Here is a 20847-nt window from a genome sequence, read left to right as displayed (position 1 = left end):
CCAATGGCCTACCTCTTTTCCCGCAGACGTCGAGTGGCTTTCGCTCCATTTCACTTAGTGAAATACTGTATTCAAGAGCCATGTCCCTTCCTCAACTCATCGCGACAACTTGATTTTGAAGTGCTCGTATGGATTTTAGGGCTAGCAATAGTTCTTCTTTGTCTTTTGTTCGTAGGTAGTTAAAGTGGACGAGACTATCACTCTCTTGATCTTTTTGATAGGCTTCCCAGCCACGTTCTACTCGAATTCGCAATACGACCTCATAGGCAAAGCGTAATTCATCAGCTGTCTCTTCAGAAAGCACCATTTGCTTTACAAGCCATTCAATCTGCTCAAGGGGATTTCCCCCACCGACGAACCCTTTTCTTGCACAAAGAAGCTGCAAACAATGATGAAACGGAAACAATACTTGCTTCTTCAAGTCAACGGATTCCCGTTTCATTCGAAACAATGCTCGAATGGGGTGATCAAACGTTGGGACAGGCTGCTCTTTTTCGAGCTCTGCCATTCTGAATAGGAAAATTCGTGACTTTTCTAGTTGTTCCTTCACACCGGAAACAAATTGATCGTGAAGCTCCTCGGAGCCATACACATAGCGAAAGGAGAGAAAATTGTGAGCAAGCAAAACGTTATCATTTGTCGCACGTAATCCCCAACTGCGGAGTCGTTCCATCCATATTGGGAGCGTGCCACGCCATTGGGACTCACTTGCCATCATCAAGCCTTTACACCTTTTATAGCCCGCTGCTTCTAGACCATAAACGAGCTCTTTTCCTAATTGAGCGAAATACGCATTAATGTGTTCTCCACCTTCTTGGTAAACTAAAAAATGATCTTGATCGGTTAACATAAATTGTTCTTTCCGACCGCTTGAGCCCATCATGTACCAAACAAAGGGCACAGGAGGATCACCAATTTTTTTTATTGCTAGTTTGACCACATGACGCAGGATGCGGTCGTACAGTTTTGTCATTACTTCTATTACATGAACGGTCGGAATCCCGTCATGAAGTAAATTAGCCAGTACATCATACATGGCAGGCTTAATCTCATGGATCGTAGCCAATGTTGAGTCTTCAACGGTTCTTAAAAGCTCCATCGTCCCTCGATTTTTTTTCCGTAACAGATCAGATAGTGTCACCATCCCGACAACCCGTCCTCTATCCATAACAGGCAGATGTTTCACGCCGTTCATCAGAAAGCTCGACATCGCTTCGTAGTAATAAGCGTCTCGGGAAATAATAAACGGGTGCGGAGTCATAATTTCATAGGCAACGGTTCCTGCACCGAGTCCTTTTGCGACTACTCGTTGAACCAAATCTTTTTCTGTTATGATCCCAATTAATTGATCACTATCGTTTAAGACCACGACAGAGCTTGTTGAATGCTTCACCATTTTTTCTGCAATGTCTTGAATATCATCTTCCATATCCGCAATGATGACAGGTTCATTCATCACGTCTTGAATACGCCTAATAAATGGTTCACTTTCTCCCCATTTATGGGCAAGTTGAATTTGTTCTGCAAAGGAGCCGTAAATGTCTTGAAGCCGAATGGTTGCTTGTTGCAAGAGGAAATCACGGACACCAGGTTCATCCCAACGCATTTGTACAACAGCGTACGGAATGTGAAGACAAACGGAGTCTTCCACTGCACTTACTTCTACCTCGTACCGTTCTGGATCTTCTGTTTTCCCCCCTAAAAAGTCTGCTAAACTGGAAAAGCCGATCATATCGTCTTTTTCGAGCACTTCCAGGACCTCCTTCTGGTAGTGCTGCCCACGATGTTCGCCAACTGCAACAAAAACTTCTGCTATCCCCTCTAGGATAAGCAGAAGTCCTTCTCTTGGCGCTTTACGATAAAGTACTTTCTCGGCTTTTTTATACGTCTTTAAGGTGCAAGCACCCAAGCATTCATTAAACTCAGTTTCACCAAGCCCTTTGAAGATTGGATGCTCCCATACCCTCATGCGAAGATTATTTTCCAGTTCCTGTTCCTTCATCCATCCATACCTCGCCATCACGGTAGCTCATTTGCTCAGGATAACGGAGGTCAACGACTTCATCTTGTAATTTTTGCGATGGTGCAGCTGTTAATTTCGATACAATAATCATCACAAGCAAGTTAACTGGAACCCCAATTAGACCCGCTCCTGTATCTTGAATGCCAAAAAGTGTAATTCCTTGTTGCGCAACGAAAATATACGTTAATGTCACGATTAAACCAGATAACATACCAGCAATTGCCCCTTGCTTATTCGCACGCTTCCACCATACCCCTAATAGCAAGACAGGGAAGAACGTACCACCTGCAAGACCAAACGCCCACGCAACAATTTGCGTAATTACCCCAGGTGGGTCAAGCGCGACAACCCCAGCGACAATGGTTGCTAGCACGATTGCCCAACGGCCCGCTGCAAGACGCTTCTTATCACTTGAATTCGGATTCATCAATCGATAGTAAATATCATGTGCAAACGAAGAGGAAATGGTAATTAATAGACCCCCAGCTGTTGAAAGAGCAGCAGCCATCGCCCCAGCTGCAACGAGACCAATAACAAAGACTCCTAGATTAGCAATTTCAGGTGTTGCCATAACGACAATATCGTTTGAAATGACAATTTCAGACCATTGTAAAATGCCATCACCGTTTGTATCAGCAAGCTGTAATCGTCCTGTATTTACCCATGTTTCTGTCCATGCAGGTAGATCATCAAGTGGTTGACCTGCAACACGTGTCATTAAAATGAAACGAGAGAATGCTGCATAAGCAGGTGCTGATAAATAAAGAAGTGCGATAAAGACAAGCGCCCATGCTCCACTCCAACGAGCTGCTTTCATCGTTGTAACTGTGTAAAAGCGAACGATAACGTGTGGAAGTGCAGCTGTACCAACCATTAAAGTAAACATAAGAGCAATAAACTGTGATTTATCACTTTCCGCAAATGGTGCAAAATACTCCGATATTCCCAGTTCGCGGTCTAGTTCCCCTAATTGATTGACAATGTTTCCATACGTTAACCAAGGTAGTGGATTGTGAGTGATTTGCAATGACATAAAGACAATTGGAATAATGTAGGCAATGATTAAAATCATGTACTGAGCAACTTGTGTCCATGTGATCCCCTTCATCCCACCGAGTGTGGCATAAATAGCAATAACGACTACCCCGATCATTGTTCCATACATCGCTGGAATGTTGAGAATACGTCCAATTACAACCCCTGAACCAGAAAGCTGTCCAATAATGTACGTAAAACTGATAATGATGGTCGCAATAGCAGCGATCAGCCTGGCTGCGTTGCTATCAAAACGGTCGCCAATGAATTCAGGTACCGTGTAACGTCCATATTTTCTAAGCTGCGGTGCTAGTAAGAAAGTAAGAAATAAGTACCCACCGGTCCAACCCATAATATAGGCTAACCCGTCATAACCAAGAATCATAACCGTACCAGCCATACCGATGAATGAAGCCGCACTCATCCAGTCTCCACCTATGGCCATACCATTCCACATCGGTGGTACACCACGACTAGCTACATAAAAATCAGATGTTGCCTTAGCTCGGTTGTAAACAGAAATTCCAATATAAAGTCCGAACGTTGCTAATATGAGTAGTACTGATACAATCGTTTGTTGATCCATTTATAAATACCCCCTCAATGTTCGTTGCTTTTTTATCGTGTGACTTCTAGTGATCTAACACTTTCCCCGAGCTCACTCGTGTATTTTGCTCTTCATCAATTCCAAACTTTTTATCAATACGATCACTTATGATAGCGTTTCCAAAAAGCAAGATAACGAAGATCACAACAGCACCTTGAGCTCCCATGTAATAATGAGCAGGCATTCCCATAATCGTAAACTGAGAAAACCACTCAGCAAAAGCAACAACACCAAATGAAGCGAGTCCGCCAATAATCAAACAAATGACAACCAACGATGTACGAGCGCGGAAATAAGCATCAGCAACCTTTTTATCAATTTTCTTCATAATGTAATTCCTCCCTTTTCTAGTTATCCTTCGGCCGTATGGGGCTATCCTACATGCATCCCTCCCTTATAGAATGTAACAAATGTCTAAATCACTTTTAAATGGCGTTGGATGGCATGACATGATTTGCACTTTCTTATCGGCTTTTGCTTTTTAGCAATCACCGTATTGATCAAACCAACAATCGGTATGAAAATGAGAAAGATGGGATGAACGGTAAAAACTAAAATAAAGGAAAGCAACCATGGAAGAACACTAAGAAAAAGAACATATCGTGTATTTGGCATGTCTTGCAGTTCCCCATGTTTACAATGTGTACATACTGAATAGTCGGTCTGTATTAGGCGTAGGTGACTTTTTTTACCATTCTTCATCTTACCTTAACCCCGCTATAAATCGAATCGTTTCAAAAAAACCAAGAGGTACTATCGCAATTTGGACAATCATATACACAAATATAGACGCAAATGGAATGGATAATAATAAAGGCTTTTTCAAACGAAACGTGAAGACGACCGATAAAATGGTAATGACTAAAAAGACGTATAACATTTTGATCCCTCCAAAGCTTGTTTTGTAAGCGTTATCATTTTTGAAGAAAAAGAAAAACGCTGTTTCACAAAGAGTTCATATCGTTTTCTTCTGTTCTATATCACATTATTTCAAAATTTCAGATTTCTGTCAATATTTTCTTTACGACAAAAAAAACAAAAACTAGCCCTTTTCTGGGAGCTAGTTTTTGCTTCATTCCTTAACCTAATTCTGTTTGTTCTTCTTGATCTTCGTCTTCATCATTGTTCTCATCAGGTGTTACTTCTTCTTCGTCTTCGTCTTCTGCTGCTTCATCATCTTCAGCAGGTTTTTCTTCATCAGCTGGTGCTTCTTCTTTTTCTTGATCATCCGCAATGTCTCTTACGGAATCAATTGGTTGTTGAAACACATCACTTGGATTAACAGCTACTCCATCGTAACGGATTTCAAAGTGAACATGAATGCCAGCATCTGTATTATAGCTATTACGCCCAGCACGTCCTAGGATATCTCCTTGTTCAACCGTTGCACCTTCTTCTACTTCAATTGCTTCTAAACTATGATAGTGAGTGACCACTCCATCTTCATGCGAGATTTCCACTACATAACCAAGTAATGAATCTTTCTCTGCTTTGACAACTGTTCCACTTAGAGCAGCAGTAGCCTCAAAGCTTTCACCATCTACATGTGCAAAGTCCATTCCTTTATTCGGGAAATACGTATTATTGTAGTATACAAGAGCTTCTTGCTGTTCTTCAGGTGAACCATTGACATCATAGAAATACCCAACAACTGTGACATCATCTTCATTTGCAACTGGCATTTGAACGACTTCACTTGACGCGGTAACCGCTACTGCATCTTCACCGTATGGATTCATATCTCCCACATAGCTTGGATCTGTTACCTCAACACCTTCTTCTGGTGCTGCTGACTCGTCTCCACCTTGCATAACGAATACGGCACTTAACACACCAGCTGCAGCGACTAAGTATACTGCAGGCAGTACCCAGCGCTTACGTAATAAACTTCTTACATTTAATTGATTTTCTTCAGAATTGGAAGAGTTTTTGTTTTCTTCTCTCATTTTCCATCACCTCAGCAATCATTCTGATCAGATTGCTAGAAATGTATACATCAGCGTAAAATTTTTTTTCGATTATTTTTCGACAAAGTGTATTTATTTATTCATAAGCGAGAAATATTTTTTGGTTTGGGGTGGATTTGGCTTCTTCTTTGGACTAGATTGTGCCTGAATCCTTCTTCTTGTCCGAAGTAGAGCTGACTTCGGACTGGATCGGGCTTTGGTGCCTACTTATTGTCCGAACTTGAACTAACTTCGGACTAGTTTGCGCTTTGATGTCTGCTTTCTGTCCGAACTTGACCTACCTTCGGACTAGTTTGCGCTTTGGTGCTTGTTTTCTTTCCGAACTTGAACTGACTTCGGACTAAATTGCGCTTTGTTGCCTGCTTTCTGTCCGAACTTGACCTACCTTCGGACTAGTTTGCGCTTTGATGTCTGCTTTCTGTCCGAACTTGAACTGACTTCGGACTAGTTTGCGCATTATTAATTCCTTCTTGTCCAAGCTAGTCACAGCTTCGGATTTTATCGACTTCTTCTCCAAACTAAATCCCTCTTCGGACAAGAGAATACTAAAATGCCAGGCACTTCTCGTTCAAAGTACCTGGCTTTTATTTATTCTGCTTTTGCTAACATCTCCGAAACAAATGGTTCAACAGATTGGATCTCAACTCCATTGTAATAATGATTGATTATATCGGCATAGTTGCTTCCTTCTTTCGCCATGCCATCTGCTCCAAACTGACTCATGCCAACTCCATGACCCCAGCCTCGCGTTTGGATAGCAATTTGATCTCCTTGACGCTGCCACTGGAAGTCAGAGGAATCAAGTCCAAGACGATCACGTACTTCGCGCCCTGATAATTCTTCATCGTTGATTCTGACTTTGGCCACACGACCACCTTGTGTCCGTTCAAGAATCGTTCCAACCGACCCATCTTCGGGTAAGTTGACCTTTAGTTTTTCTTGAAAATCTGCTACGGACATCGTTATTTCTGAACTAAATCTAGGTGAGACCTGATCCCAAGGACTTTCGACACTACGTAAATAAGGAATTTCATCTCCCCAGTAGTCTTCGGAATTCTCGGTATAGCCATTGCTTGTTGAGAAAAACAACGCATCAATGGGTTCACCTTCAAATGTTAGTACTTGACCTTGAGTGGCCAGTACAGCTTCTTGTATCCGTGCCATATTCATATCATAGTCCGAGCCCCATAGTTCCTTTAGCTCTTCTTCATTTTTATACACTTGATGTGTAACAGTATCTGTTACCATCGCTCCTTCAGGGAGTTGCTCTGTTCTTGGTTGCAAAATGTTTTTTACCATATAGGTTCTAGCCGTTAGGGCTTGAGCCTTTAAGGCTTCCATTTCAAAGCTCGCATGCATTTCAGAAGCCACTACCCCCATAACATAACGCTCAAGAGGTGTTTCTTCTAATTGCTCCGATTCTGTTCGAAAAACGGTCACGGCAACATCCGCTTCTGGATTATAATCAAACTCACTCTCAAGCTCTTCCAATGTGATGGTCCTTGTTACCGTTGTCGTACTTTCTGCAGGATCTGAGAGAAAAACGATAATTACTGCTGGAATAATGAGCACAACTGTGCATAAAATAGTGGCTACAACGAGAAGTCGTTTCATGTCTGATCCTCCATTTACTAATCTGTCTAAATAATTATATGAAGGCTTGACTGGAAATAGAACTTTACGGTTGGGAGGAAAAGTGAGAGATTGTGGGAAAAAATATTTATTTTCATATGACTGTTTTTGAGCTGGGTGTATGAACATGTTCGTTCCATTGCGCTACAGCCACTCGCACCAGCAAGGAGCTGCTGAGCCTCCTCGGCTACGCCTGTGGGGTCTCAGCCCTACCTCTATTTCCCGCAGGAGTCCAGTGCTTTCGCTCCATTACACTTTGATGTTGTTTTGGCATATCATGCAACCAATACCACCTAACAAATACAGTTAGTACAGGATTATAAAACAAAAAGGTATTGAAAGGTGAATCTTTTATCCTTTCCAACTGCTTATAAATGAGTTGGATCTTTGGTTAAAAGTATGAAAGCTGATATTAGCAGGGGAATGACACGGAGACTCCTGCGGGAGCAGTGACCCACGTGTGAGACCCCGCAGGCGACAGCCGAGGAGGCTCACCGGGCACCCGCGGAAAGCGGAGTGTTATTCCCCTGCGGCAGTTAGGCACTTTTTCATTTTTCCATAAAAAAGATGCAAACCCACAAGTTTGCATCTTTCTTCTTTATTTAAATGGATTTGATTTGTAGTGGAGCAGGAGCATCTAGATTTTCAATTTCTTCTTCTACTTCTTCCTCTACACGTTCAACATCCGCACCAAGTGCTTGAAGTTTACCTGCTAAGTTCACATAGCCTCGGTCAATATGTTTTAATTCCATCACACGAGTGACTCCATCTGCAATCAACCCAGCAATGATTAACGCCGCACCAGCACGTAAGTCTGTAGCTGATACTTCTGCGCCTTGAAGATTGTTCGGTCCCGTTATGATTGCCGAACGACCTTCAATTTTAATGTTTGAATTCATACGACGGAACTCTTCCACATGCATGAAACGATTTTCAAATACCGTTTCTGTAATGACACCCGTTCCATGTGCTGCAAGAAGCAATGCCATCATTTGTGCTTGCATATCCGTTGGGAAGCCAGGATGTGGCATTGTTTTGAAATCAACAGGCTTTAACGTTTCAGGCCCAATGACACGAAGGCCGTTTTCTTCTTCAATGATTTCAACACCCATTTCTCCCATTTTAGCAATAAGAGGACGTAAATGTTCTGGCATAGCACCTTCAACAAGAACATTTCCTTTTGTAATAGCAGCTGCTACCATGAATGTACCTGCTTCAATTCGATCTGGAATAACAGTGTGCTCAGCGCCGAATAATTCGTCCACGCCCTCAATTCGGATTTCACCTGTACCGGCACCGCGTACTTTTGCACCCATCGCGTTCAGGTAGTTAGCAACACATACAATTTCAGGCTCTTCTGCCGCATTTTCAATAATTGTCGTTCCCTCAGCCATAGCAGCAGCCATCATAATGTTTTCTGTTGCTCCCACACTTGGGAAATCGAGATAAATTTTTGCACCTTGCAAACGTCCGTCAATGCGAGCTTCAATAAATCCATTTCCAATTTCAACTGTTGCGCCCATTGCTTCAAACCCTTTAAGGTGTTGATCGATTGGACGTGATCCAATCGCACACCCACCAGGAAGTGCAATTCTTGCTTTTCCAACACGAGCTAGAAGTGGACCCATTACAAGAAACGAAGCTCTCATCTTACGAACATATTCAAAAGGCGCTTCTGTTTTTAATGGTTTTTCTGCATTTACATGAAAGGCGCCATCTTCATAATTCACATCAATATTTAAATTGCTTAAGACTTCTTTCATCGTGTATACATCTGCCAATTCTGGCACATCATATATGTGGCTTGTGCCGCGGCCTGCTAGGATTGATGCAGCAATAACAGGTAAGACTGCGTTTTTTGCGCCTTCTACCTTAACAGTGCCGCGTAGCTGATTGCCACCCCGGACAATAATTTTTTCCAACGTATTCCCCTCCGCGTCTAAATTATAGTCTCTTCTCTATCATCAATATTCATTCGTAATAATAGGCGTTCCTATTGTCAACGTTGTCCTTGAGCCCAATCCTTACACATGCTTATCATCATGCTAGTTGGACAAATTAACCTTTGTTCATTCCTATGGTGTCATTTCAAAATTATACGCGGAAAAGGAGACATCTGATTTTCCATTCAGTACATCAAGCCATTTTCAGCATGTAATACGTGGTCCATTTTTTAAGGAGTAATGCTTGAAGACTCGTCTAATCGCTTGAAAACCCATTCGCTTTTACTAGTACATTCAACAACTAGTCTGTTTGTTACAGAAACTTCACTTCCGATGTAATAAATAGGATAAAGCCTAGAACGTCCCTCGTTAAAAGGGGGTATATGTAGAAAGCGTCGTTTTACAATCTTTTTACATCACCATGTAGCACGAATTTCTCAGATAAACGATCAATACCACATTATCTGTATATAGACGGCAAAATCATTTATTGAACGAGAAAAGGCGATCAATCGTTTCAAGCTGATAATGAAAAAGATATTTAATTATGCACGCTTACCATATTTACCCTAAGAGCGAAGAATGTAAACCAAGAACAGCTTTTATCCACAATGTTCTCCTCCCCAGGAAAACGTTTATTACTATCATTTTTTCCACATGAAGCTCCAGCATACATGGAAGTTGTAGTCAAACTTGAAAAGGCTTACTCCCACAAATACCTTAGCATTTGTGATGAATACATATAATCAAGAAAGAACTGACTAACCAATTGAGCAATGGCAATCGTCACGATTATCATAAGGACTTTTGCCTTTGGTCCCTTTGGTTCTTTTACAAAAAGATCAAATCGAAAAGATTGTAATGCCCACCATGTTACACCAATGAAAAAGATATTGACGACAATATGTAAAACTGCTTGTTGTCCAAATCCTTCAATCATAGCTCTCCATTACTCCCTTGTTCATGATCAGAAAAGACTGATAATGAGTATTTTTCTCGATGTTTACAAAAATCAGCCCATTTTCCATCATAACTGATTCAAAGTAAAAAATCTACCTGAATTTCTAGTTGTTCGGACCTATTTTAGAGCATACATAAAAGGATGTTCTTCCCTTTTTTGTAGGGAAAAAGCAGGGTGCGGAGCCGTTGCTTTTTTTTGAGCCTTTTTAAAAGCAGTTTCTTTTAAATGGCGCGCAACTTGTACAGACACTCCCCACGCAGCATTCTCTTCCCCAAAAAGGACGTTCATAGGTCTAAGCAGGTGCGTGCGCAGTCGATGCTAGCTCTTAAGCCTTTTTGAGTGGGTCCTGCGCGAAGCCGGCTTTCACTTCACTTTTTCAAATACTCGGTATGTACAGACACATAATTACTTATCGCTTCATCTGGCAAAACTATGCCGCTCTTCAGACAATTTTCCTGCTTTTTAGTCTCATCCTGTCCGAAGTTCACCCCTCTTCGGACACTTTTCCTTTTCTTCAGCCTCATTCTGTACGAAGTTCAGCCCTCTTCGGACACTTTTCCTGTTTTCCAGCACCATCCTGTCGGAAGTTCGCTTCTCTTTGGACACCCGACTCCAGACAAGCTGAAAAATGCATAAATTCAAAAATAGGCCATTTACAAAAGTGAAAATGTTCTCTTTCTTTTATTGTTCCACTCAACACATCATCTATTGTATTTATTAAAAACAAAAATAAGACACCTAAAAGGTGTCTTATTTTTGTAAAATTAACGACCAGCAACGTTAATACGATTGATTGCACGTTTTAGTGCTAATTCAGCACGTCTAAAGTCAATTTCATCTGCTTTTGCTGAGTCAATGCGTTGTTTCGCACGCATTTCAGCTTCTTTTGCACGGTCTACATCAATATCTGAAGGCAACTCAGCTGCCTCTGCTAAAATCGTTACTTGATCTGGACGAACTTCAACAAACCCACCAGTCACAGCTACTTTTTCCACAGTGGTGCCTTTATTTAAGCGTACGGCTCCAATTGTTAATGGAGCGACTAACGGAATGTGATTTGGCAAAATACCGAGCTCACCATCTAATGTGCGAACAACTACCATATCCACAGCTCCGTCATACACCTTGCCATCAGGAGTTACAACACTTACTTGAATTGTCGGCATTTGAAAACCCTCCTTACTAGCAATCCGGGTTTTAAATTTTTAGTAAGGGAGTCAAAACTCCCTACATGACGTTCACTTACGCCATTTGCTTCGCTTTTTCTACAACTTCTTCAATACGTCCAACTAGACGGAATGCATCCTCAGGAAGGTCATCGTGCTTACCTGAAAGGATTTCTTTGAAGCCTTTGATCGTTTCTTTAACAGGTACGTATGACCCTTTTTGACCAGTAAACTGCTCGGCAACGTGGAAGTTTTGAGATAAGAAGAATTGTATACGACGCGCACGCGCAACGATTAATTTATCTTCCTCAGAAAGCTCATCCATACCTAAGATCGCGATGATATCTTGTAATTCTCTATACTTTTGAAGCGTTGATTGTACTTGACGAGCGACTTCATAATGCTCTGCTCCAACGATTTCTGGAGAAAGTGCACGAGAAGTTGATGCAAGTGGGTCAACCGCTGGGTAAATACCCATTTCAGAAAGTTTACGCTCAAGGTTCGTCGTTGCATCTAAGTGAGCAAACGTCGTCGCTGGAGCTGGATCCGTATAGTCATCGGCTGGTACATAGATCGCTTGGATCGATGTTACTGAACCAACTTTTGTTGATGTGATACGCTCTTGTAATTGACCCATTTCTGTTGCAAGTGTTGGTTGGTAACCAACGGCAGATGGCATACGGCCTAGTAGGGCTGATACCTCTGAACCTGCTTGTGTGAAGCGGAAAATGTTATCGATGAAAAGAAGTACGTCTTGTCCGTCACGATCACGGAAATGCTCAGCCATTGTCAAACCAGATAGAGCAACACGCATACGTGCTCCAGGTGGCTCGTTCATTTGACCGAATACCATTGCCGTTTTCTTAATAACGCCAGAGTCCGTCATTTCGTGGAAAAGGTCATTTCCTTCACGAGTACGCTCACCTACACCGGCGAATACCGAGATACCACCGTGCTCTTGAGCGATGTTGTTGATAAGTTCTTGGATTAATACCGTTTTACCTACACCGGCACCACCAAATAGACCGATCTTACCACCCTTAACGTATGGTGCAAGAAGGTCAACAACTTTGATCCCTGTTTCAAGAATTTCAGTCGATGTTGAAAGTTCTTCAAATTTTGGAGCTTCACGGTGAATTGGATCACGCTTCACGTCTGCAGGAACTTCATCCTTAAGATCGATAGCTTCTCCAAGTACGTTGAATACACGTCCAAGGGTAGATTCACCAACTGGTACAGAAATTGGCGCGCCTGTATCTACTGCTTCTGTTCCACGTACTAGACCATCCGTTGAATCCATTGCAACTGTACGAACTGCGTTATCGCCAAGGTGCAAGGCAACTTCAAGTGTAACGGTTACGTCAACAGCATTGTTATCGCTTTTTTGCGTAACTTTCAATGCATTGTTGATTTCAGGAAGGTTTCCATTGTCGAACTTTACGTCAACAACTGGACCCATTACCTGGATAATGCGACCTTTATTCATTTTTAGTCCCTCCTATTCACTTGCTTTAAGAAGGTTGTCTCAATAGGAGAACAGTCCCCTAATGAGACAGCCTTATCCTGTTCTATTCGAGAGCGGCTGCCCCGCCGACGATTTCTGTAATTTCTTGTGTAATCGCTGCTTGACGCGCTCGGTTATAACTAACGTTAAATCATCGATGAGAGCAGTTGCATTGTCTGTAGCTGCGCTCATTGCCGTCATACGTGCTCCAAATTCACTTGCTTTTGCATCAAGCAAGGCACCGTAAATAAGGCTCTCTGCATACTGTGGCAATAAACGTTCTAAAATGGCTTGTTCAGACGGCTCATACTCATACTCCGTAGTCGTTGTATCTTCCGTAATATTCGTAAGCGGTAAGAGCTTAGACTCCGTTACCTCTTGTGTTAATGCACTTATAAAGTGGTTATACCAAATGTAAAGTTCATCAAACACCTCATCCGCAAACATCTCAACTGTTGTCCGAGCCAGATTTTTAATATCATTAAAATCTGGTTGATCGGCAAGACCCGTGATTTCTTGGATGATTGGAAGATTACGCTTTTTAAATAAGTCACGTCCGATTCGACCAATGACAATGATTCCATACTCATCAGGTGATTTGTGACGTTCACTTATTGTTTTGAGAAGGGAACGAACTAAACTCGCATTGTAGCCACCTGCTAACCCACGGTCAGACGTAATGACAACATAACCAGTTTTCTTAACCGGACGCTCTTCTAGCATCGGGTGAGAAACTTCTGTAGAAGAAGAAGCAATACTTGCCACAACCTCACGAATTTTTTCCGTGTATGGCTGGAATGCTTGTGCATTTTGTTGTGCACGGTTTAGCTTAGCCGCTGAAACCATCTGCATCGCTTTTGTAATTTGCTTTGTCTTCTTCGTCGAAGTAATTCGTCCTTTTATTTCTCTCATTGAAGCCATTTCTTTTCACCACCTTTTCGCAAAAACTAATACGATCTATCTAGAATTAGTTGCTAGGAACAAATCCTTTTTTGAACTCACTGATCGCAGCTTTGAACTCATCTTCGTTCGGAAGACCACCAGTTGTGCGAATGTGTTCAAGAATGTCTTTCTTGTTATGATCGAACCATGTGAATAATTCAGACTCAAAACGAAGAACGTCAGCAACTGGGATATCATCTAGGAATCCTTTTGTAAGAGCATAAATAATCGTTACTTGGTATTCTACAGGTTGTGGTTTGTTAAGATCTTGCTTTAACACCTCAACTGTACGTTGACCACGATTTAGCTTCGCTTGAGTTGCTTTATCTAAGTCAGAACCGAACTGAGCAAATGCTTCTAGTTCGCGGTATGCCGCTAAGTCAAGACGAAGTGTACCCGCAACTTTTTTCATTGCTTTGATTTGTGCAGAACCACCAACACGTGATACAGAAAGACCTGCGTTAACGGCTGGACGTACACCAGAATAGAATAAGTCAGATTGTAAGAAAATCTGTCCATCTGTAATTGAAATTACGTTTGTTGGGATATAGGCAGATACGTCACCTGCTTGTGTTTCGATGAAAGGAAGAGCCGTAATCGAACCGCCACCTAAATCATCGTTCAACTTCGCTGCACGTTCTAGTAAACGAGAGTGTAAGTAGAATACATCCCCTGGGAATGCCTCACGACCTGGAGGACGACGTAACAATAATGAAAGCTCACGATAAGCAGCAGCTTGCTTAGATAAATCATCATAAATGATTAACACATGCTTGCCGTTATACATGAATTCTTCACCCATTGATACACCCGCATATGGAGCTAAGAATTGCATCGGTGCTGGGTCAGATGCACTCGCAGATACAACGATTGTATAGTCTAGAGCACCGCGTGCGCGAAGCGTCTCAACTACACCTGCAACTGTTGTTTTCTTCTGTCCAATGGCAACGTAAATACAAATCATATCTTGATCTTTTTGGTTCAAGATTGTATCAATTGCGATTGACGTTTTACCTGTTTGACGGTCACCGATGATTAACTCACGTTGACCACGTCCAATTGGAACCATTGTATCAATTGACTTAATTCCTGTTTGAAGTGGCTCATGTACTGATTTACGAGCCATAACGCCCGGTGCTTTGTTTTCAACTGGACGTGTTATTGAAGTAGCAATCGGACCTAAACCATCAATTGGCTGTCCAAGAGCATTTACGACACGACCAAGTAACTCTTCACCTACTGGTACTTCCATAATACGACCAGTACGTTTTACTTCGTCACCTTCTTTAATATCTGAGTAAGGACCCAAGATAATAATACCGATGTTGTTCTCCTCAAGGTTCTGAGCCATTCCCATAACCCCATTTGAGAATTCAAGCAGCTCACCAGCCATAACATTTTCAAGGCCATGAGCAAGGGCGATACCGTCACCAACACGGATAACTGTACCTACATCTTGTACTTGTACATCAGACTGAAATTGATCAATCTGCTGTTTTATAAGAGAGCTAATTTCCTCTGCTTTAATGCTCATTGCTTTCACCCCTATCTTCTACTAGCGTGTTCCGGCAGTTAAATTGCGCTCAAGCTTGTCAAGCTGCGCTTTGACTGTACCGTCATAGATACGATCCCCAATACGGATCTTAATTCCGCCAATTAGTTTTGGATCGACGATGTTTATCACTTCAAGTTTTGATTTCTTTGCTCGTTTCGCAAATACTTTCGCAATATGATTTTGTTCTTTTTCTGATAATGGCTTTGTTGAATACACAAGTGCTTCTGCCATATCTTGTTCTTCATAAGCTAATTCTTTGTACTTATTAACCATTGGAACGATAATGTCTGTTCTCTTACGGTCAATTAATAAAAGAAGCGCATTCACACTAATATCACTTAAACCTTTAAAGCTTTCTTGAACAAGAGCTTGCTTTTGTTTTACCGTGATTTTAGGATGATTAAGAAATTGAACGAGTTCAGGTGTCGTTTCAACGACTGTTTTCACAGACTGAAGCTCTTCATTTACTTTCTTAAGATCATGTTTTTCTTTAGCAAGCTGAAAAAGGGCAGATGCATAACGTTTCGCTACTGCATGATTGCTCATAGCTTATCGCCTACTTCTTTTAAATACTCTTCTACCAATTTCTCTTGTGCTTTTTCATCTAGTTCTTTTTCAATTACTTTTTTAGCAATTAAAACAGAAAGACCTGCAACTTGTTCACGAAGAGCAGATACTGCTTGTTCTTTTTCGCGTTGGATTTCCGCTAACGCTGAATCTTTCAAACGTTCAGCATTTTCGCGCGCTTGCTCTAATATGTCCTGACCTTGTTGCTCACTAAGCTTTTTCGCTTGTTGAATGATTTCTTGAGCTTCAAGCTTTGCTTTTTCAAGCTCTTTACGTTGATCTTCAATGTAAGACTCTGCATCTTTACGGCTCTTTTCAGCTGAGTCGATGTTTTCATTAACCAATTGCTCGCGTTTTTCCATTACTCCAAGTAACGGCTTAAGAGCGAATTTATTGAGGAAGAAAAGTAAAACTAAAAATGCCGCTAGTTGATAAAGTATGGATCCCCATGGAATTACAAAACCCATATCGGTTCACTCCTTTCTTGGATGTGAAGATTCATTTGATTTATGTTTGAAAGAACTGTTTCTAAAGCAGTTTCGTACGTTTTGAATTGAATTAGTAACACTACACAACGAATGGCGCAGGTCTTAAAAATAAGACACTGTCGCCATTATTATGTGCAATTTGCGCAATTATCCGAATAGTAATAGGAAAGAAATAACGATTGCCATGATCGGAACAGCCTCTGCAAGAGGAACACCGATAAACATAAGTGTTTGAAGAGCACCACGTAATTCTGGCTGACGCGTTACACCTTCAACTGTTGCTTTGACGATAATTGCTACACCAAACGCTGCTGCGATTGCTGCTAAACCTGCTGTAATTGCTACTGCTAATGCTTCCATGAGATAAGTCCTCCTTAAGGATAATAAGTTTTTTCAGTATTTTAAACGCTCAAAATAGAGCATGGTTTAATGATGTTCAACTTTATGTGCCATGTATACCATTGCTAGCATCGCAAAGATATAGGCTTGCAAGCTACCAATAAATATACCGAATGCTTGCCATACCATCGTCGGTAAAAATCCTCCGACCATTCCTAATAAACCTGATGTACCCAATCCAATTAGTAAGACCATTAAAATTTCCTTCGCAAAAACGTTACCGAATAGACGCATTCCAAGCGTCAACATATTGGAGAATTCCTCAATGATTTTAAAAGGTAACAGAAATGGAACTGGTCTAACATAATCTTTCAAATAATCTCCAAACCCTCTAATTTTGATCCCATAATAATGTGTCATGAGAATAACTAGAACTGACAACGTTAAGGTTAATGCAACATCAGAAGTCGGTGACTTCCACCAAACCTCATGGGTATTCTTATTGTAAATTTCAAATGGAATCCCAAGCATATTTGCTACAAACACATAGAATAAAAGTGTGAATGCGAGCGCAATAAACTGGCCGCCTACTTTCCATCCCATGTTTGCCTTAATGATTCCACGAACGAAATCAATAACCCATTCGAGAAAGTTCTGCAGTCCTGACGGGCGCATTGAAATTTGACGTGTTCCGATAAAACAGATTAAAAATACGATAAGACATGCCACAGTTGTCATTAAAACTGTAGACATATTAAACGTCAAGCCCATAAACTCCCTCATGGGTGCTATATGATCCATAATGTTCTCACCTCTTTCTACCGAATTCTAAAAGCATGTCTGTCATAATAATTATATAAATCAGGGAGAACCCTGCAATGACTGAAATCAGATGCAGACTTTGTGGATAAATTAAAGCAAGCCACACACATAATATTGCCAAACCAATTCGAATTATGACGCCAAAGCCAGCAACTGAGTATGAAAACACTGAATATTTCTTTAACCCAGAGGCGACTTCACCAATCACTTTTGCTTTTCTAAAAGTTGTCCAAAGACTAAGATAACCAAAAGCAAGCCCTAGTGAAAGTCCAAGGAAATGAGGTTTCAGTGCTGTTAGAAAATAGCCTGCCATAAAGAGTACTAAAATGACACTTACTGCAATTGTATAATGTTTCATCTTCCCATCAAGTGACATCATTACTCTTTATCGTCTCCTAGAAAAGGTTTAACAGCATGGAACACACCGTATAACCCAGCTGAAAGTCCTAAAAACAAACAAGTGATAAGAAAAAACGGTTTTAAACCAAATAGGTTGCCAAGCCACAATCCAAGGAAAACTCCACCGACTGTTCCCCCTACAACATTAGAGGAAATAATAGAAACGAGTACAATAGCACGCCATGGACTTCGTTTTCCATCGGTCATTAAAAGCCTCCTCTTTTGCATGAATCATTCTCGGCAAATACACTTAGCAATTCATCACACAATTTTACATATGTAAACCTTCTCATCACAACCTTTTTAATCGTACAATAGTGAAAACCCTGTGTCAATGCGTTTCCCTACATATTTAAGACGACTTAGTCTGTGTTCACATATCTGTCAAAAAACTTCACAAAAGGGGGTCAGCCCCTTAAGAGAGTCTGACCCTAATCCTCATCTTTTTTGCCTTCTGGCAGTAAGGCTCCTATTGTTATATTCGTCTCAATCGTGTCTTCTTTTCCATCTTTCTTTGCAAAAATTAGCGCTTTGTACGTACCATCTGGCAAGTCGAGATCGTCCCATTCTTTCCCAACCATGCCTCTGCCAACGTCTTCCTTCACGTCTAAAAACTTGACAAACTGGAACGTGTCTGGGTCATACAGGGCAATACCCATCTCCTCAGCTCCACCTGGTAAGTACATTTCATAACGGTACTCTCCAGGACGATCTCCATGTCCAAAGTTAAAGGCCATAGCTCGTGGATAATTCGGCTCTTCGATAAAGAATACGTATGGAATCGAAATCGGATCTTTCCCGCCCTCAACCACAATATCACCATGATGAATTCCTTCGGCTAATACAGCAGGAAATAAATCCAACTCAACGGTTACCTCTTTCTTTTCTCCCGCTTTGATTTCGGTTGAAAAAGGTACATCCCATTGCAATCCATCAGGTAACTCAAATGGTGGTTTCACATGAAAAGTTCTCGTATGGTTATCGTGGTTCTCAATCGTAAACGTCACTTTCCTTTTTTCACGGGGATCATCTTTTGACCATTTCCCAAATGTTAAAGCACCAGGATAGACAAGTGTTTTCGCATCAATCGCTCGGTTCACTTGTAATCTTCCCGCCCCTTGCTCATAAGGGTAATACGGCTCTCCGTCCTCATTTATGAGTTTTTTCGCTGTGTTCATTAATGCTGCTTTGATTTGTTCAGGAGTCCAGTCAGGATGAGCTTGCTTGACTAATGCAGCCGCACCCGCAACATGCGGCGCGGACATACTCGTCCCGTTTAATCCCAAATATCCTTTTGGCACTGTACTATCAATGGAAACACCCGGGGCAACAAGATCCGGCTTCACTTCCCATGTTTGTGTGACTGGTCCCCTCGAACTAAATGGGGCGATAAAATCTTCCTCGTTCCGGTAAATGGTCCGTGCATATTGGCTCTCTTTCGATTCCTCAAGTTGCTCTAATAGCCAGTCCCCATCTTCTTTTGAAATCGCTACTACCGGTATTTTCATTCCTTGTTCTACCGCACCAACAAAGGAACCTGGGAGATTGTTGTAAATAAGAACGGCTTTAGCACCATTGTCAAGAGCGTAGCGTGCTTTTTCCGAAAAAGGGATCATTCCTCTTTCTATAAGAGCGATTTTTCCGTTTACATCAACCTCTTCCCATTCTTCTTTCAATCCGTACCCGACATCAACGAGTTCAAAATCTCGTTTTAATGCCCACGGCAGTGTTCCACCTATTGGATAAAGCGAGATCTCTTTATCAAGACCAGCTATTGTCACATAAGGAGTTTTGATTGGGGGTGCAGACGCCCCAACTGATATCGCTTTGGTCGACGTTCCCGGCGAGCCAACTGTCCACATATTCGGTCCGCTGTTTCCGTTCGACGTAACCGCAACAATGCCTTCTTCAACCGCCTTGTCTAAGGCGATACTTGTTGGCCAGTCCGGTCCATTAACCGTATTTCCAAGCGATAAATTTAATACATCCACTTCGTCTTCAATCGCTTTTTCAATCGCTTCAATGACTTGCTCTGTCGTTCCTTGACCACCCGGCCCCAAAGCTCGATATGCGTAAATATCCGCTTCTGGCGCGACTCCTTTTACTTGCCCATTTGCTGCGATGATCCCAGCAACGTGAGTTCCGTGAAGCGTCGGTGGTCCCTGTGATGCAACAGTTTCCATCGGATCATGATCATAATCAACGACATCGTAGCCACCTTTGTAATTGGCTTCGAGATCAGGATGTTTATAGTCAATGCCTGTATCAATAACAGCGACTTTTATTCCTTTTCCCGTTAAATGCTCTCCGTTATTGTCAAGCTTACCTCTAATCTCATCAGCGCCGATAAAAGGAACACTGCTATCTAGATTCGCTTTATAATCAACAACTTGGTCAACCCGTTCAATTCCTTGCAACTCTCGAAGCATGTCTACTTCGCTTTCTAATAACTCAATCGAAAATCCGTTCAATGCTCGTTTAAATGTTTTTCGTACTTTACTCGAAGGAAAAGCAAGATTTACTTGCTGCAAAGCTTCTTCAACATTGCCATTTGCCGTTGCAATGACAATGACTTTTTCGTTCGATTGATCCACCTTTCCTACGGTTGGGATTTCTGGGTATATGGCAGCTTCAGCAGAAGCTAGACCGACATTACAAACTATCATCGTTAGTACTAACATACACGCGATTACTCGATTCATATCCATCTCCCCCACCATTTTTCATATGTAGATAGTATGAACAGAGATTGCGAAATCATGCAGTGGAGTTATTTCAACATTCCTTAGAATCAAGCAAAAGAAGGGTAGTGAAAGGTCACTGGAAAGTGCCTAACTGCCGCAGGGGAATAACACTCCGCTTTCCGCGGGTGCCCGGTGAGCCTCCGGGGTCTCACA

At 41.7% G+C, this 20847-nt stretch carries 20 protein-coding genes and 1 pseudogene; all 21 read right to left on the bottom strand.

What is annotated here, in order from left to right; all coding sequences use genetic code 11:
- Window positions 1–91 precede the first annotated feature (91 nt).
- A complete protein-coding gene (locus JCM9140_RS15000) occupies window positions 92–2020 on the bottom strand; it encodes a DUF294 nucleotidyltransferase-like domain-containing protein (RefSeq protein ID WP_235715371.1) in 1929 nt (642 codons plus the stop codon).
- Window positions 1977–3644: a sodium:solute symporter family protein gene (locus tag JCM9140_RS14995; protein ID WP_034748192.1), complete on the bottom strand. Its 1668-nt coding sequence runs from the start codon at window positions 3642–3644 to the stop codon at window positions 1977–1979. Before JCM9140_RS14995 ends, JCM9140_RS15000 begins: the two co-directional genes overlap by 44 nt.
- A 46-nt stretch (window positions 3645–3690) precedes the next feature.
- Window positions 3691–3993, bottom strand: coding sequence for a DUF4212 domain-containing protein (locus JCM9140_RS14990; protein WP_034748189.1), 303 nt, complete (start codon window positions 3991–3993; stop codon window positions 3691–3693).
- 86 nt (window positions 3994–4079) lie between these two features.
- Window positions 4080–4280: a hypothetical protein gene (locus JCM9140_RS14985; RefSeq protein WP_156314892.1), complete on the bottom strand. Its 201-nt coding sequence runs from the start codon at window positions 4278–4280 to the stop codon at window positions 4080–4082.
- A gap of 88 nt (window positions 4281–4368) precedes the next feature.
- Window positions 4369–4545 (bottom strand): hypothetical protein, encoded by a 177-nt coding sequence (locus JCM9140_RS23860; protein ID WP_034748183.1) that lies wholly within the window; start codon window positions 4543–4545, stop codon window positions 4369–4371.
- A 199-nt stretch (window positions 4546–4744) separates the two neighbouring features.
- Window positions 4745–5611: a stage II sporulation protein SpoIIQ gene (gene spoIIQ / locus JCM9140_RS14975; RefSeq protein ID WP_034748180.1), complete on the bottom strand. Its 867-nt coding sequence runs from the start codon at window positions 5609–5611 to the stop codon at window positions 4745–4747.
- 609 nt (window positions 5612–6220) lie between these two features.
- Window positions 6221–7246 (bottom strand): stage II sporulation protein D, encoded by a 1026-nt coding sequence (gene spoIID / locus JCM9140_RS14970; RefSeq protein WP_034748177.1) that lies wholly within the window; start codon window positions 7244–7246, stop codon window positions 6221–6223.
- 620 nt (window positions 7247–7866) lie between these two features.
- On the bottom strand, window positions 7867–9186 hold the full coding sequence (gene murA, locus JCM9140_RS14965) for a UDP-N-acetylglucosamine 1-carboxyvinyltransferase (RefSeq protein ID WP_034748175.1): 1320 nt from the start codon (window positions 9184–9186) through the stop codon (window positions 7867–7869).
- A 724-nt stretch (window positions 9187–9910) separates the two neighbouring features.
- Window positions 9911–10147 carry a DUF1146 family protein gene (locus JCM9140_RS14960; protein ID WP_052002295.1) on the bottom strand — a complete coding sequence of 79 codons (237 nt, stop codon included), beginning with the start codon at window positions 10145–10147 and terminating at the stop codon, window positions 9911–9913.
- 541 nt (window positions 10148–10688) lie between these two features.
- Window positions 10689–10895, bottom strand: a complete 207-nt coding sequence (locus tag JCM9140_RS14955) for a hypothetical protein (protein WP_034748172.1) — start codon at window positions 10893–10895, stop codon at window positions 10689–10691.
- A gap of 37 nt (window positions 10896–10932) precedes the next feature.
- Entirely contained in the window at window positions 10933–11334 is a 402-nt protein-coding gene (locus tag JCM9140_RS14950) for a F0F1 ATP synthase subunit epsilon (protein ID WP_034748169.1), read from the bottom strand.
- Between the two features lie 76 nt (window positions 11335–11410).
- Window positions 11411–12820 (bottom strand): F0F1 ATP synthase subunit beta, encoded by a 1410-nt coding sequence (atpD, locus tag JCM9140_RS14945; protein WP_034748166.1) that lies wholly within the window; start codon window positions 12818–12820, stop codon window positions 11411–11413.
- A gap of 82 nt (window positions 12821–12902) precedes the next feature.
- Window positions 12903–13759 (bottom strand): annotated as a pseudogene (locus JCM9140_RS14940) (F0F1 ATP synthase subunit gamma).
- Window positions 13760–13805: 46 nt separating this feature from the next.
- Entirely contained in the window at window positions 13806–15314 is a 1509-nt protein-coding gene (gene atpA, locus JCM9140_RS14935; RefSeq protein WP_034748163.1) for a F0F1 ATP synthase subunit alpha, read from the bottom strand.
- Window positions 15315–15335: 21 nt separating this feature from the next.
- On the bottom strand, window positions 15336–15881 hold the full coding sequence (locus tag JCM9140_RS14930; RefSeq protein ID WP_034748160.1) for a F0F1 ATP synthase subunit delta: 546 nt from the start codon (window positions 15879–15881) through the stop codon (window positions 15336–15338).
- Window positions 15878–16369, bottom strand: coding sequence for a F0F1 ATP synthase subunit B (atpF, locus tag JCM9140_RS14925; protein ID WP_034748157.1), 492 nt, complete (start codon window positions 16367–16369; stop codon window positions 15878–15880). The genes JCM9140_RS14930 and atpF overlap by 4 nt, the downstream gene beginning before the upstream one ends.
- Window positions 16370–16537: 168 nt before the next feature.
- The gene (gene atpE / locus JCM9140_RS14920) at window positions 16538–16750 is read right to left on the bottom strand and encodes a F0F1 ATP synthase subunit C (protein ID WP_034748154.1); all 213 of its coding nucleotides are present in this window, start codon (window positions 16748–16750) and stop codon (window positions 16538–16540) included.
- A 66-nt stretch (window positions 16751–16816) separates the two neighbouring features.
- Window positions 16817–17530 (bottom strand): F0F1 ATP synthase subunit A, encoded by a 714-nt coding sequence (atpB, locus tag JCM9140_RS14915; protein ID WP_034748151.1) that lies wholly within the window; start codon window positions 17528–17530, stop codon window positions 16817–16819.
- Window positions 17531–17537: 7 nt separating this feature from the next.
- Window positions 17538–17930 (bottom strand): ATP synthase subunit I, encoded by a 393-nt coding sequence (locus tag JCM9140_RS14910; RefSeq protein WP_034748147.1) that lies wholly within the window; start codon window positions 17928–17930, stop codon window positions 17538–17540.
- On the bottom strand, window positions 17930–18157 hold the full coding sequence (locus JCM9140_RS14905) for an AtpZ/AtpI family protein (RefSeq protein WP_034748144.1): 228 nt from the start codon (window positions 18155–18157) through the stop codon (window positions 17930–17932). The genes JCM9140_RS14910 and JCM9140_RS14905 overlap by 1 nt, the downstream gene beginning before the upstream one ends.
- 224 nt (window positions 18158–18381) lie before the next feature.
- On the bottom strand, window positions 18382–20652 hold the full coding sequence (locus JCM9140_RS24950) for a S8 family serine peptidase (protein WP_034748141.1): 2271 nt from the start codon (window positions 20650–20652) through the stop codon (window positions 18382–18384).
- Window positions 20653–20847: the final 195 nt, after the last annotated feature.

The sequence above is a fragment of the Halalkalibacter wakoensis JCM 9140 genome (assembly GCF_000513095.1).
In the GTDB taxonomy this organism is placed as follows: Bacteria; Bacillota; Bacilli; order Bacillales; family Bacillaceae_D; genus Halalkalibacter; species Halalkalibacter wakoensis.
Note: the sequence above shows the minus strand (reverse complement) of the source record. Positions and strands in the feature narration are given on the sequence as shown.

Excerpts from the sequence above, each read along its gene's own strand:
- JCM9140_RS14985 (WP_156314892.1), bottom strand. The coding sequence starts at position 4,280 with ATGCCAAATACACGATATGTTCTTTTTCTTAGTGTTCTTCCATGGTTG.
- JCM9140_RS14905 (WP_034748144.1), bottom strand. The coding sequence starts at position 18,157 with ATGACCGATGGAAAACGAAGTCCATGGCGTGCTATTGTACTCGTTTCT.
- JCM9140_RS24950 (WP_034748141.1), bottom strand. The coding sequence starts at position 20,652 with ATGAATCGAGTAATCGCGTGTATGTTAGTACTAACGATGATAGTTTGT.
- JCM9140_RS14930 (WP_034748160.1), bottom strand. The coding sequence starts at position 15,881 with ATGAGCAATCATGCAGTAGCGAAACGTTATGCATCTGCCCTTTTTCAG.
- atpB (WP_034748151.1), bottom strand. The coding sequence starts at position 17,530 with ATGGATCATATAGCACCCATGAGGGAGTTTATGGGCTTGACGTTTAAT.
- atpF (WP_034748157.1), bottom strand. The coding sequence starts at position 16,369 with ATGGGTTTTGTAATTCCATGGGGATCCATACTTTATCAACTAGCGGCA.
- atpE (WP_034748154.1), bottom strand. The coding sequence starts at position 16,750 with ATGGAAGCATTAGCAGTAGCAATTACAGCAGGTTTAGCAGCAATCGCA.
- JCM9140_RS23860 (WP_034748183.1), bottom strand. The coding sequence starts at position 4,545 with ATGTTATACGTCTTTTTAGTCATTACCATTTTATCGGTCGTCTTCACG.
- JCM9140_RS14960 (WP_052002295.1), bottom strand. The coding sequence starts at position 10,147 with ATGATTGAAGGATTTGGACAACAAGCAGTTTTACATATTGTCGTCAAT.
- atpA (WP_034748163.1), bottom strand. The coding sequence starts at position 15,314 with ATGAGCATTAAAGCAGAGGAAATTAGCTCTCTTATAAAACAGCAGATT.
- JCM9140_RS15000 (WP_235715371.1), bottom strand. The coding sequence starts at position 2,020 with ATGGCGAGGTATGGATGGATGAAGGAACAGGAACTGGAAAATAATCTT.
- spoIIQ (WP_034748180.1), bottom strand. The coding sequence starts at position 5,611 with ATGAGAGAAGAAAACAAAAACTCTTCCAATTCTGAAGAAAATCAATTA.
- JCM9140_RS14910 (WP_034748147.1), bottom strand. The coding sequence starts at position 17,930 with ATGATGTCACTTGATGGGAAGATGAAACATTATACAATTGCAGTAAGT.
- JCM9140_RS14950 (WP_034748169.1), bottom strand. The coding sequence starts at position 11,334 with ATGCCGACAATTCAAGTAAGTGTTGTAACTCCTGATGGCAAGGTGTAT.
- atpD (WP_034748166.1), bottom strand. The coding sequence starts at position 12,820 with ATGAATAAAGGTCGCATTATCCAGGTAATGGGTCCAGTTGTTGACGTA.
- JCM9140_RS14995 (WP_034748192.1), bottom strand. The coding sequence starts at position 3,644 with ATGGATCAACAAACGATTGTATCAGTACTACTCATATTAGCAACGTTC.
- JCM9140_RS14990 (WP_034748189.1), bottom strand. The coding sequence starts at position 3,993 with ATGAAGAAAATTGATAAAAAGGTTGCTGATGCTTATTTCCGCGCTCGT.
- spoIID (WP_034748177.1), bottom strand. The coding sequence starts at position 7,246 with ATGAAACGACTTCTCGTTGTAGCCACTATTTTATGCACAGTTGTGCTC.